Annotated in this window: 12 protein-coding genes; all 12 read left to right on the forward strand. The window is 62.9% G+C overall.

The genetic code is table 11. The features are described from left to right. The first annotated feature begins 83 nt into the window (after positions 1-83). The 12 genes from pyrR to metK all read left to right on the forward strand — a co-directional run bounded on the left by pyrR (position 84) and on the right by metK (position 12829). Positions 84-668 (forward strand): bifunctional pyr operon transcriptional regulator/uracil phosphoribosyltransferase PyrR, encoded by a 585-nt coding sequence (gene pyrR, locus A477_RS0103005; RefSeq protein WP_014921974.1) that lies wholly within the window; start codon positions 84-86, stop codon positions 666-668. Beyond that, positions 665-1672 (forward strand): aspartate carbamoyltransferase catalytic subunit, encoded by a 1008-nt coding sequence (locus A477_RS0103010; RefSeq protein WP_017197553.1) that lies wholly within the window; start codon positions 665-667, stop codon positions 1670-1672. Before pyrR ends, A477_RS0103010 begins: the two co-directional genes overlap by 4 nt. Beyond that, entirely contained in the window at positions 1672-2997 is a 1326-nt protein-coding gene (locus A477_RS0103015) for a dihydroorotase (protein WP_017197554.1), read from the forward strand. The genes A477_RS0103010 and A477_RS0103015 overlap by 1 nt, the downstream gene beginning before the upstream one ends. Beyond that, positions 2997-3518 carry a PH-like domain-containing protein gene (locus tag A477_RS0103020; RefSeq protein WP_017197611.1) on the forward strand — a complete coding sequence of 174 codons (522 nt, stop codon included), beginning with the start codon at positions 2997-2999 and terminating at the stop codon, positions 3516-3518. Before A477_RS0103015 ends, A477_RS0103020 begins: the two co-directional genes overlap by 1 nt. Next, positions 3499-4746 (forward strand): glutamine-hydrolyzing carbamoyl-phosphate synthase small subunit, encoded by a 1248-nt coding sequence (gene carA, locus A477_RS0103025; RefSeq protein WP_017197555.1) that lies wholly within the window; start codon positions 3499-3501, stop codon positions 4744-4746. Before A477_RS0103020 ends, carA begins: the two co-directional genes overlap by 20 nt. Further along, positions 4746-8054: a carbamoyl-phosphate synthase large subunit gene (gene carB, locus A477_RS0103030; RefSeq protein ID WP_017197556.1), complete on the forward strand. Its 3309-nt coding sequence runs from the start codon at positions 4746-4748 to the stop codon at positions 8052-8054. Before carA ends, carB begins: the two co-directional genes overlap by 1 nt. After that, the gene (pyrF, locus tag A477_RS0103035; protein ID WP_017197557.1) at positions 8047-8922 is read left to right on the forward strand and encodes an orotidine-5'-phosphate decarboxylase; all 876 of its coding nucleotides are present in this window, start codon (positions 8047-8049) and stop codon (positions 8920-8922) included. The genes carB and pyrF overlap by 8 nt, the downstream gene beginning before the upstream one ends. Before the next feature lie 97 nt (positions 8923-9019). Further along, the gene (gene mihF / locus A477_RS0103040) at positions 9020-9346 is read left to right on the forward strand and encodes an integration host factor, actinobacterial type (protein ID WP_017197558.1); all 327 of its coding nucleotides are present in this window, start codon (positions 9020-9022) and stop codon (positions 9344-9346) included. A 20-nt stretch (positions 9347-9366) separates the two neighbouring features. After that, on the forward strand, positions 9367-9939 hold the full coding sequence (gmk, locus tag A477_RS0103045; protein WP_011774946.1) for a guanylate kinase: 573 nt from the start codon (positions 9367-9369) through the stop codon (positions 9937-9939). A 39-nt stretch (positions 9940-9978) separates the two neighbouring features. Beyond that, positions 9979-10239 (forward strand): DNA-directed RNA polymerase subunit omega, encoded by a 261-nt coding sequence (rpoZ, locus tag A477_RS0103050; RefSeq protein WP_017197559.1) that lies wholly within the window; start codon positions 9979-9981, stop codon positions 10237-10239. Between the two features lie 27 nt (positions 10240-10266). Next, positions 10267-11523 carry a bifunctional phosphopantothenoylcysteine decarboxylase/phosphopantothenate--cysteine ligase CoaBC gene (coaBC, locus tag A477_RS0103055; protein ID WP_017197560.1) on the forward strand — a complete coding sequence of 419 codons (1257 nt, stop codon included), beginning with the start codon at positions 10267-10269 and terminating at the stop codon, positions 11521-11523. 76 nt (positions 11524-11599) lie between these two features. Then, on the forward strand, positions 11600-12829 hold the full coding sequence (gene metK / locus A477_RS0103060) for a methionine adenosyltransferase (RefSeq protein ID WP_017197561.1): 1230 nt from the start codon (positions 11600-11602) through the stop codon (positions 12827-12829). The last annotated feature ends 147 nt before the right edge of the window (positions 12830-12976 follow it).

Here is a 12976-nt window from a genome sequence, read left to right on the forward strand (position 1 = left end):
GAAAGAGGCGCTGTGGTAGTTTTGAAAAGCAAATATTCCTTTTTTAATTCCGTCCCGTGAGGCGGGGAAAGGGGAGACGAGCGATGACTGAAGTCACTTCAGCGCACGTGCCGTCGCGGGTTGTTCTCAATCAGGCGGACATTGATCGTGCGCTCACTCGTATCGCCCACGAGATCCTCGAAGCCAATAAAGGCTCCCAGGACCTTGTCCTGTTGGGCATTCCCAGCCGCGGCTATCCTTTGGCAGTGCGGCTTGCCAACAAAATTGCAGCCGCCGACCCCACGGTGAACGCCGAGACGATGGTCGGCCAGCTGGATGTCACCATGTTTCGTGACGACCTCTCCCATCAGCCCACGCGGCCCCCACGCCACACACGGCTCCCGTTGTCCGGAATCGACAACAAGGTTGTTGTTTTGATCGACGACGTTCTCTATTCGGGCCGAACCATTCGCGCCGCACTGGACGCCTTGGTTGACCTTGGCCGCCCGAGGATCGTCCGCTTGGCTGTGCTCGTGGACCGGGGCCACCGCGAGCTTCCCATCCGCGCAGACCACGTGGGCAAGAACCTGCCCACTTCCTCATCCGAGAAAGTCCGGGTCCACCTCGAGGAGATCGACTCCGTGGACGGCGTGCCCGTCAACGAGGTAGTAATTGAGGCTGGCAAGTGAAGCACCTCCTTTCCACCGAAAACCTCAGTCTCTTCGACGCCGTTCGTGTTTTGGACACGGCGGAGGAAATGTCTGCCGTCGGCGAGCGTGAAGTAAAGAAACTACCGGCGCTCCGCGGCCGAACCGTGGTTAATCTTTTCTTCGAAGACTCCACCCGTACCCGTATCTCTTTTGAGGCCGCGGCCAAACGCCTGTCGGCCGATGTCATCAACTTCGCCGCCAAGGGGTCCTCGGTTTCCAAGGGTGAGTCCCTCAAGGACACTGCGCAGACACTCGCAGCCATGGGGGCGGACGCCGTCGTCATCCGCCACTGGGCTTCCGGTGCCCCGCATCGGCTTGCTGCCACGGATTGGATAGATGCAGCTGTCATCAACGCCGGCGACGGCACCCACGAGCACCCAACCCAGGCACTGCTGGACGCGTTCACCATGCGTCGGCATTGGTCCCAGGTCAACGGCATCGAATCCACGGGAGCAGACCTCAAGGGCATGCGGGTAGCAATAGCCGGGGATGTCTTGCACTCCCGTGTCGCCCGGTCCAACGTTTGGCTGCTGAAGACCCTTGGCGCCGAGGTCACCTTGGTGGCGCCGCCTACTCTGCTGCCCATCGGCGTCGAGCACTGGCCTTGCAAGGTCAGCTACAACCTGGACGAGACGTTGGAAGCAGGCATCGACGCCATGATGATGCTGCGTGTCCAGGGTGAGCGCATGAACGCCTCCTTCTTCCCCTCGACCCGCGAGTACTCGCGCCGCTGGGGTTTCGATGACGCCAGGCTCCGGATGCTGGACGACCTCGGCATGAAGGACACCATCATCATGCATCCAGGCCCCATGAACCGGGGGTTGGAGATATCTTCTGCGGCCGCAGATTCACCGCGTTCCACCGTGCTCGCGCAGGTGCGGAACGGTGTCTCGGTCCGAATGGCCGCCCTTTACCTGCTGCTCTCCGGGGACTCCCGCGAAGCCGCCCCGAACGTAAGCCAGTCCAGCAAGGAGACCAACTGATGGCCGAGAACACCTACCTGATTCGTGGGGCCGCCATCCTCGGCGGCGAAGCTGAAGACCTCTTGATCCGTGACGGCGTTATCGAAGCACGCGGCAAGGACCTGTCAGCTGACGACGCAACAGTCATCGACGCCCAGGGCCTCGTCGCCCTGCCCGGCATGGTGGACGTTCACACCCACTTGCGTGAACCCGGCCGCGAAGACGCCGAAACTGTGGAAACCGGTACCCGGGCCGCTGCACTTGGTGGCTTCACCGCGGTCCACGCCATGGCCAACAGCAACCCCGTTGCTGACACGGCAGGCGTCGTCGAACAGGTCCACAGCCTGGGCCGGGCATCCGGCTGGGTTGACGTGCGCCCCGTCGGTGCAGTGACGGTGGGCTTGGCGGGGGAGCAGCTCGCCGAGCTCGGGGCCATGGCGGACTCCCGTGCGCAGGTCCGGATGTTCTCCGACGACGGCATCTGCGTCCACGATCCCGTCCTCATGCGCCGGGCCTTGGAATACGTCAAAGCGTTCGACGGCGTGGTGGCCCAGCATGCTCAGGAGCCGCGCCTGACCGCTGGTGCACAGATGAACGAAGGTGCTGTTTCCGCGGTGCTGGGGCTCACCGGCTGGCCGGCTGTCGCCGAGGAAAGCATCATCGCCCGCGACGTCCTGCTTGCCCAGCATGTTGGTTCCCGTCTCCACGTATGCCACGTCTCGACGGCGGGTTCCGTGGAAATCGTGCGCTGGGCGAAGGCGCGTGGAATCAACGTCACAGCCGAGGTCACCCCTCACCACCTGCTCCTCACTGATGAGCTGGTCCGTAGCTACGACCCCGTCTACAAGGTCAACCCGCCGCTTCGTACGGACGCCGACGTCCAAGCCCTCCGAGAGGGCTTGGCAGACGGAACCATCGACGTCGTGGGAACCGATCACGCTCCGCACCCCAGCGAGCACAAGGAATGCGAATGGGCGCAGGCAGCCATGGGCATGACCGGCCTTGAAACCGCCCTCTCCGTGGTTCAGGAGACCATGATCGAAACCGGGCTCATGACCTGGGCCGACTTCGCCAGGGTTACCTCGTTCACGCCGGCAGTCATTGGCCGTGTGGCCGATCAGGGCCGCCCGCTTGAGGTTGGCGAGCCTGCCAACGTCATCCTGGTGGACCCGGCTGCGCGTTGGACCGTTGACCCCCATAAAATGGCAACCATGGGCCGCAATTCACCGTTCAAGGGCAAAGAGCTGCCCGGCTCCGTGGTGACTACTTTCTTCAAGGGCCACCCAACCGTCCTCGGCGGACAGCTCAACACGCCGTACAGGTACCCGGCAGTCAGCAGCAGCTAATGGATAACCAAACACTGACCGTGCTCATCACGGTGCCGCTGATCGTCGTCGTCCTGGCGATGATCTGGCTGGGATGGCGCAACCGGCTGAGGCGACAAGCCGACGTCGAACGCCTTCCCGAAGTACCGGAGCAGCTGACGCCGGCAACGGTGGTCGCAGATGGCCAATACGTGGCCACCACCACGGCGGGGGACTGGCTGGACCGGATCGCAGTGCAGGGCCTGGGTATCCGGACCAATGCGGAACTGAGCATCCACGCAGAAGGCGTGCTGTTCGACCGATCCGGTGCCGCCCCTGTGTTCATCCCGCGAGCCGCGCTGGTGGACAGCCGCGAAGCCAACGGTATGGCCGGGAAATTCGTCGAAAAGGACGGACTCCTGGTTGTCAACTGGAAGCTTGGAGCCCGGGAACTCGACACCGGATTCCGTTCCAGGCACGCAACCGACAAACAGCTCCTCCTCGAAGCCCTCCAGGATTTGATCTCCGCAGCCCCTCAGGCAGATGCCGATAGTGGAAAGTAATAAAGTGACGGATAGTAAAGCAGCCACCACACCCACCCCCTCAGCAGCAGTACTCGTGCTCGAAGACGGCCGCATGTTCCGCGGCCGCAGCTACGGAGCCCAGGGAACCGCTCTTGGTGAGGCCGTCTTCGCCACCGGCATGACCGGTTACCAGGAGACCATCACCGACCCCTCCTATGCGCGCCAGCTGGTGGTGCAGACTGCGCCGCACATCGGCAACACCGGCGTCAACAGCGAAGACGCTGAGTCCCGCCGCATTTGGGTGGCCGGGTACATTGTGCGCGACGCCGCCCGCCGTCCCTCAAACTGGCGGTCCGAACGAAGCCTCGATGATGAACTGGTTGAGCAGGGAATCGTTGGCATCCAGGGCGTAGACACCCGCGCCATCACCCGCCACCTCCGCGAACACAAGACCATGCGCGCAGGTATTTTCTCCGGCGAGGCCGCGCAGTCCACGGACAAGGAACTGCTGGACGCTGTCCTGGCCAGCGCTCCCATGGAAGGTGCAGCACTGGCTGAGGAAGTCTCCATTGACGAGGCCTACGTCGTGGAGCCCAAGGACCACGGATGGGAAGGCGAGCCGCGCTTCTCCATCGCTGCCGTTGACCTTGGCATCAAGGCAATGACCCCGGTGCGCTTCGCTGAGCGCGGCGTGCGGGTGCACGTCTTGCCCGCCACTTCCACCTTGGAGGACGTCAACGCGGTCAAGCCTGACGGCTTCTTCATGTCCAACGGACCCGGCGACCCCGCCACGGCAGACCACCAGGTTTCCTTGCTGCGCTCGGTGCTGGACGAGAAACTCCCGTACTTCGGCATCTGCTTCGGTAACCAGATCCTGGGACGTGCCCTGGGCTTCGGCACCTACAAGCTCCGTTACGGCCACCGGGGCATCAACCAGCCGGTGATGGACCGCCGGACCGGCAAGGTGGAAATCACCTCGCAGAACCACGGCTTCGCTGTTGACGCGCCGCTGAACGGTTCCACCGTGGCGCCGGAAGAGCGCTTCGGTCGCGTGGAAGTCAGCCACGTTTCGTTGAACGACGACGTCGTAGAGGGACTCGCCTGCCTCGACATCCCGGCGTTCTCGGTCCAGTACCACCCCGAAGCTGCGGCCGGACCGCACGATGCTGCCTACCTCTTCGACCGCTTCATCGACCTCATGGCCGATACGAAGTCCAAGGCCACAGGCGCCAACTCCACCGACTCCAAGACTGAGGACAAGAAGTAATGCCCAAGCGTACAGATCTCAAGAGCGTCCTTGTCATCGGTTCCGGCCCCATCGTCATTGGCCAGGCGGCCGAGTTCGACTACTCCGGAACCCAGGCGCTTCGCGTCCTCAAGGAAGAGGGCCTGCGGGTCATCCTCGTAAACTCCAACCCGGCCACCATCATGACGGACCCCGAGTTCGCAGATGCCACCTACGTTGAGCCCATCACCCCTGAGGTGGTGGAGAAGATTATCGCCAAGGAGCGTCCGGACGCCATCCTGCCCACCTTGGGTGGCCAGACGGCCCTGAACACTGCCATCGCGTTGGACAAGAACGGTGTGCTGGAGAAGTACAACGTGGAACTCATTGGCGCGAACATTGCTGCCATTGAGCTCGGGGAAGACCGCGAAAAGTTCAAAGGTGTGGTGGAGCGTTGCGGCGCGGAGTCCGCACGCAGCCACATCATCCACACCATGGAAGAGGCCTTCGCTGCTGCTGAAGACCTCGGCTACCCCATGGTGGTCCGGCCGTCCTTCACCATGGGTGGCCTGGGCTCAGGCTTGGCCTACAACGAGGACGACCTCCGCCGCATCGTCGGCCAGGGCCTCCAGTACAGCCCCACCACCGAGGTCCTGCTCGAAGAGAGCATCCTCGGCTGGAAGGAGTACGAGCTTGAGATGATGCGCGACAAGAACGATAACGTCGTTGTTGTCTGCTCCATCGAAAACTTCGACCCCGTGGGCGTCCACACTGGTGACTCCATCACGGTTGCTCCGGCACTGACCCTCACGGACCGCGAATACCAGAAGCTCCGCGACGTTTCCATCGCCGTTATCCGCGAAGTGGGCGTGGACACCGGTGGCTGCAACATCCAGTTCGCCATCGACCCCGCCACGGGCCGCGTCGTGGTTATTGAAATGAACCCGCGCGTATCCCGTTCCTCCGCGCTGGCATCCAAGGCAACAGGTTTCGCCATTGCCAAGATCGCAACCAAGCTCTCCCTCGGTTACACACTGGATGAGATCCCCAACGACATCACCCAGAAGACCCCGGCCTCCTTCGAGCCCACGTTGGACTACGTAGTGGTCAAGGTTCCGCGTTTCGCGTTCGAGAAGTTCCCGGCAGCCGACAACACGCTGACCACCACCATGAAGTCCGTTGGCGAAGCCATGGCCATGGGCCGCAACTTCACCGAAGCCCTGCAGAAGGCCCTTCGCTCCTTGGAGCAGAAGGGCTCGCAGCTGGACTTCAGCTCCGTGCCGGAATACGAGGTTGCCGAACTCATCGAGAAGGCCAAGCGACCCACGACGGACCGCCTGCACCAGGTGCAGCGCGCGCTCCTGGGTGGCGCCACGGTGGAAGACCTTTTCGAAGCCACCAAGATCGACCCCTGGTTCCTGGACCAGCTGCAGCTCCTCAATGAGACCGCGCAGGAGATCCGCAAGGCCGGCGTGCTCACCGAAGAAATGCTGCGCAACGCCAAGCGCCACGGCTTCTCCGACGAGCAGATCGGTGCCTTGACGCACAACAACGAGGCAGTGGTCCGTGGCGTCCGCCAGGCCTTGGGCATTCGTCCGGTCTACAAGACGGTGGACACCTGTGCCGCAGAGTTTGCCGCTTACACCCCGTACCACTACTCGTCCTACGACGAGGAAGATGAGGTAGGCCTGCACGCCAAGCCCTCCGTCATCATCCTGGGTTCAGGGCCCAACCGCATTGGCCAGGGCATCGAGTTCGACTACTCCTGCGTCCACGCCTCCATGGCGCTCCGCAAAGCCGGCTACGAAACCGTCATGGTCAACTGCAACCCCGAGACCGTCTCCACGGACTACGACGTTTCCACGCGCCTTTATTTCGAGCCGCTGACCCTTGAGGACGTCCTCGAGGTCATCGCCGCTGAAGAGCGCACCGGTGGCGTCATGGGTGTCTTCGTGCAGCTCGGTGGCCAGACCCCGCTGAAGCTCGCACAGCAGCTTGCCGACGCCGGTGTTCCGATCCTGGGCACATCGCCGGAAGCAATCGACCTCGCTGAGCACCGTGGCGCCTTCGCCCGGGTCCTGGACGAAGCCGGCCTGACCTCCCCGAAGAACGGCACCGCCGTTTCCTTCGACGACGCCAAGAAGATCGCCGACGAAATCGGCTACCCGGTACTGGTCCGGCCGTCCTACGTTCTGGGCGGCCGTGGCATGGAGATCGTGTACGACGAAGCGAACCTCTCCCGCTACATCGCCAACGCCACGGAAATCACCACGGACCACCCGGTGCTGATTGACCGGTTCCTCGAAGACGCGGTGGAAATCGACGTCGACGCTCTCTTCGATGGCACTGACATGTACCTCGGCGGCATCATGGAACACATCGAAGAAGCCGGTATCCACTCCGGTGACTCCGCTTGCGTGCTTCCTCCGATTACGTTGGGCAACAACGTGATCGAGCGCGTGCGCACGGCAACCCGTGCCATTGCCGAAGGCGTGGGTGTCCGCGGCCTCATCAACATCCAGTTCGCACTGGCTTCCGACGTCTTGTACGTCCTTGAAGCCAACCCGCGGGCTTCCCGCACAGTTCCGTTCGTCTCCAAGGCAACGGGCGTGCAGATGGCCAAGGCGGCTGCCCTCATCGGTACGGGCGTGACCATCAACCAGTTGCGCGGCGCCTACAAGATGCTGCCGGAAACCGGTGACGGTTCCACCCTCCCGTTGGACGCCCCGGTTGCCGTCAAGGAAGCGGTCCTTCCGTTCAGCCGCTTCCGCACTCCTGAAGGCAAGGTTGTAGATTCCCTGCTCGGCCCGGAAATGCGCTCCACGGGCGAAGTCATGGGCATCGACAAGCACTTCGACACCGCCTTTGCCAAGAGCCAGGCCGCTGCCAACAACGCGTTGCCGACCGAGGGCAAGATCTTCGTCTCGGTAGCCAACCGTGACAAGCGCTCCGTCATCATGGGCGTCAAGCGCCTGTCAGACCTCGGCTTCGAGATCGTCTCCACCGGCGGCACGGCTGACGTCCTGCGGCGCAACGGCATCCAGGCGACTCCGGTCCGCAAGGTGGCCGAGGGAAGCAGCGCCGAAGGCGAAGGCACCATTGCGGATCTGGTCATCGCCGGCGAGATCGACATGGTCTTCAACACGCCCTCCGGAGGCGAAGCCCGCAGCGACGGATACGAACTCCGTGCCGCGGCAACGTCCATCGGCATTCCCTGCATCACCACCGTTGCCGAGTTCAACGCCGCAGTGCAGGCCATTGAGGCGCTACGTACCTACGAATGGTCCGTGACCAGCCTGCAGGAGCACGCAGCAAACCTGGCAGCCGCAATGGAAGCAGCCAATGCCTGAGTCTGCTTCACCACAGCAAGTGCAGCAGCCAGCCCGGGAGTCCTTTGGCTCCCGGCTGGCAGCGGCCATGGCCTCGCGCGGTCCGCTGTGTGTTGGAATCGATCCGCACCCGCAGCTCCTGGCCGAATGGGGATTGAACGACGACGCCGCGGGACTGGAACGCTTTTCGCTGACAGTGGTGGAGGCCGTGGCTTCCCTCGCTGCCGCGGTCAAGCCGCAGGTGGCGCTCTATGAGCGTCACGGCTCCGCCGGCATGGCAGTCCTGGAACGCACGCTGGCAGCCTCCTCGGAGGCAGGCGTGCTCAGCATCGCTGATGCCAAGCGTGGGGACATCGGCTCCACCATGGCTGCGTATGCCGATGCCTGGCTGCGGGATGGTTCGTCCCTGGCTGCTGACTCCGTGACACTGAGCCCTTATCTTGGCTTTGAGTCGCTGCGCCCCGCCTTGGATCTCGCTGCGCACTACGGCAGGGGCGTGTTTGTGCTTGCACTGACATCGAACCCCGAGGGAAAGTCTGTCCAGCATGTCGGCGGAGGCGACTCCGTGGCGCGCAGGATCGTGGCCGCAGCTGCAGCCGAGAACCAGCGGTACGAGGGCTCCCTTGGGTCTGTTGGCTTGGTTGTTGGAGCCACTATCGGTTCCGCCCTTGAGGATCTGGACATCCACCTCGACCCTGTCCGCGGGGCGATCCTTGCCCCGGGACTGGGTGCCCAGGGCGCAACTCCGGCGGATCTTCGAGCGACGTTCGGCGCCGCGTATCCCAGTGTCCTGGCGACCTCCAGCCGGGGGATCCTGGCCGCTGGGCCGTCGCTGGCCGGCCTTCGTGCCGCAACGGAAGAGACGCTGGCCGGGCTTCGCTCGGAGTAAGTTGGCTACCCTCATTGCGCAACGCGGCCCCTGCCGGTAGGTTCAGGATCAGTCCGCGTGATCTGGATCACAATTGCGATCTGACAGGGGTTTGGCAGTGGGCCTTAAAGAGCTGACACCGCAGGAGCGCTCCGATGCGCTTGAAAAGGCTGCCAAGGCGCGGGCCGTGCGTGCCGCTGCCAAGGAAAAGCTCAAGCGCGGCGAAGTGAGCGTTGCGGAGCTGATTTCTTCCGGTTCAACGGATGAAGCGATTGCGCGCATGCGGGTGGTGGAGTTGCTGGAGGCCCTGCCGGGCATTGGGCCCGTCAGGGCGGCAGGGATTATGGCGGAGATTGGCATCGCGGGATCCCGGCGCATCAGGGGCCTGGGAATTCATCAGGCCCGGGCGCTGGTAGATTTTATGGATACCCAGCAAAACGTTTGACGCATCTCCCGAAGGAATCCGTGAGCAAGAAACCCGGACTGACTGTCCTTGCAGGCCCCACTGCCGTTGGCAAGGGAACCGTATCCACCTACATCAGGGACAACTATCCAGAGGTTTGGCTCTCGGTCTCGGCAACCACCCGGGCTGCGCGTCCGGGCGAAAAGGATGGCGTTCACTACTTCTTCAAGTCCGCCGAGGAGTTCGACTCCCTGGTAGCTGAGGGTGAATTGCTGGAGTGGGCTGTGGTCCACGGGCAGAACCGCTATGGGACGCTCCGCAGTACCGTTGACGCAGCTATCGCCGACGGGAAGTCAGTGTTGCTGGAGATCGACCTCCAAGGCGCCCGACAAGTCAAAGCTGCCGTTCCGGACGCGAATTTTGTGTTCCTGGCACCGCCCAGCTGGGACGAAATGGTCCGTCGCCTGGTGGGTCGCGGCACGGAAACTCCCGAGGAACAGCAGCGCAGGCTGGAAACCGCTAAACTGGAACTTGCTGCTGAACCGGAGTTTGACCACACCGTCATCAATGACGACGTTCGCCGGGCAGCGGACGAGCTTGTTTCACTCATGGGGCTTACCCCGCACCAGCGCTAAGCGCTTGCATTTGTTGGCCCGCTAAAATTTGGAGAATTCGTGTCCACGAACCTTGAAGGCATCATCAACCCGCCGATCGATTCGCTGCTTGAGGCTGCTGATTCCAAGTACGGCCTGGTCATCTTCGGCGCCAAGCGCGCCCGCCAGATCAACGCCTACTATGCACAGCTGCACGAGGGCCTGTTCGAGTACGTCGGCCCGTTGGTCGACACCAAGCTGAACGAGAAGTCGCTGTCCATCGCACTCCGCGAGATCAACGAAGGCCTTCTGGTTTCCACGCCGATCGAGCCCGCCGAATAACAAAGACTGCCTGTTGACGGAGGTCACGTGCGCATAGTCCTCGGAGTCGGGGGAGGGATCGCAGCCTACAAGGTTGCATCGCTCCTCCGGCTTTTTACTGAAGCCGGTCACAAGGTGACGGTCGTTCCCACCGAAGCCGCAACCCGATTCGTCGGAGTGGCCACGTGGGAAGCCCTCTCCGGCAACCCCGTAAGCAATAGCGTCTTCGATGACGTCGAGAAGGTCAACCATGTCCGGTTGGGACATGAGGCTGACCTGATCGTGGTTGCTCCTGCCACGGCTGACCTCTTAGCCAAGGCAGCAACCGGACAAGCCGGAGACCTCCTCACCAACACGCTCCTCATGGCCCATGGGCCGGTTCTTTTCGCGCCTGCGATGCACACCGAAATGTGGCGACATGCCGCCACCCAGGCCAACGTTGAGACGTTGCGCAGCCGTGGCGTCACGGTACTCGAACCTGCCTCGGGTCGCCTGACGGGCGCTGACTCAGGTCCCGGCCGTTTGCCCGAGCCGGAAGCGATCTTTGCTGCTGCCATGGCGTTGGCCGGGGCCACTGTGGAAGGCGAAGCGAAGGCACAGCCCGCCACGCACGCATCCTTGGCAGGCCGTACCATCACCATTTCCGCAGGCGGAACCAGGGAAGCGCTGGACCCTGTCCGCTTCCTGGGCAACCGGTCCTCGGGAAAGCAGGGGGTCGCTCTCGCTGCCGCAGCCCTGGCGGCCGGGGCAACTGTGAGATTCCTCGCAGCCCACATGGACGTCGAGCCGCCCGCCGGCGTCGAGTTGGTCCACGTTGAATCAGCGTTGGAACTGCGCGAGGCTGCGCTGAAAGCGGCGGCGGACTCCGACGTCGTCATTATGGCCGCTGCTGTTGCAGACTTCCGTCCGGCAGAGGTTTCGGACACCAAGATCAAGAAGGTCGACGGCGAGGACGCGCCTGTTGTGCGGTTGATCCGCAACCCGGACATCCTGCATGAGCTCGTGGAGCGACGCAACGCCGGGGGCGGCCACCAGCTGATTGTTGGTTTCGCGGCCGAAACGGGCGACGCCCAGGGTGATGTCCTGGAACACGCGGCAGCAAAGCTCAAGCGGAAGGGCTGCGACCTCCTGGTGGTGAATCAGGTGGGCATTGGCCGGGTGTTCGGCCAGGATGACAATTCCGTGGTCATCCTCTCCGGCCACGGAGCCGAACCGCAGTCCAGTGCCGGCTCCAAAGCCGACGTCGCCGCCGCCGTGATTGATCGGGTGGGTGCCGAGCTCACGCGGGTCTTCCCGGCTGTGTAACTGAGCCCACACCCGAATTCTTAGCAAAGGGACACACGGCAGATGCCGCCGTCCCGCAACCCAGTAAGGTGGACGAGTGACTTTACCGCTGCACCATGAACACCATGGCACCCCGTCCAAGCTCCGGCTCTTCACTTCCGAGTCGGTCACTGAAGGACACCCGGACAAGATCTGCGACCAAATCAGCGATGCCATCCTGGATGCGCTGCTCGCAGCTGATCCCGAATCCCGCGTGGCCGTTGAAACCATGGCCACCACCGGCCTGGTGCACGTTGCGGGTGAGGTCACGACCGACGCTTATGTGGAAATTCCGCAGATTGTCCGCGAGACCATCCTCGGCATTGGATACGACTCTTCTGCCAACGGCTTCGACGGTGCCCGCTGTGGCGTGTCCGTTTCCATAGGCCAGCAGTCCAACGACATCGCCGGTGGCGTGTTCAACTCACTCGAGGCCCGTGAAGGCCGCCAGGAGGACGACTACGACCTCCAGGGTGCAGGCGATCAGGGCATCATGTTCGGTTATGCCAGCGATGAGACGGCATCGTACATGCCCACGCCCATCTGGCTGGCACACCGTTTGTCTGAACGCCTCACCGAAGTCCGCAAGAACGGAGAGCTGGCTTACCTCCGCCCGGATGGCAAGACCCAGGTTACTGTAGGGTACGACGGCGACCGGCCGGTTTCGGTGGAAACCGTGGTCATTTCCAGCCAGCACGCAGAAGAGGCAAGCCTTGAGCAGCTTCGTGCAGACCTTGCCAGCTACGTGATCGACCCCGTGATGTCGGCGTCCAACTTGGACATTGCCCGCACGGCGAACATCCTCAATCCTGCCGGTGCCTTCGTTATCGGCGGCCCGGTTGGCGACGCAGGCCTCACCGGCCGCAAGATCATCGTGGACACCTATGGTGGCTTCTCACGCCACGGCGGTGGCGCGTTCTCCGGCAAGGATCCGTCCAAGGTGGACCGCTCAGCCGCCTACGCCATGCGCTGGGTTGCCAAGAACGTGGTAGCCGCGGGACTGGCCAAGCGCGCTGAAATCCAGATTGCTTACGCAATCGGCCAGGCACGCCCTGTTGGAACGTACGTTGAGACCTTCGGCACGGAAACTGTTGACCCGGCGCGCATCAGCGAAGCCATTGACGAACTGTTCGACCTCCGTCCCCGCGCCATTATCGATGCCCTTGACCTCAAGCGGCCCATTTATACAAAGACGGCGGCGCACGGTCACTTCGGTCGCGACGAACCCGACTTCACGTGGGAACGCCTGGACCGGGTGGCCGACCTGAAGGAATACTTCAACGCCTGATCTGTTCTGTCGTTGGCCTCTGTTTTGTCGGTGGCCCGTGATTGGCTGGTGCCAGAGAGATGCCCGCAGCGGGTCGATCCCGCTGTGGGCATCCTGCGTTGAGGTATGTAGAAGCGTTCTCTTGGAATGAGCTTGTGCAATGACTGG

Source organism: Arthrobacter sp. M2012083, from assembly GCF_000281065.1.
GTDB lineage: Bacteria > Actinomycetota > Actinomycetes > Actinomycetales > Micrococcaceae > Arthrobacter.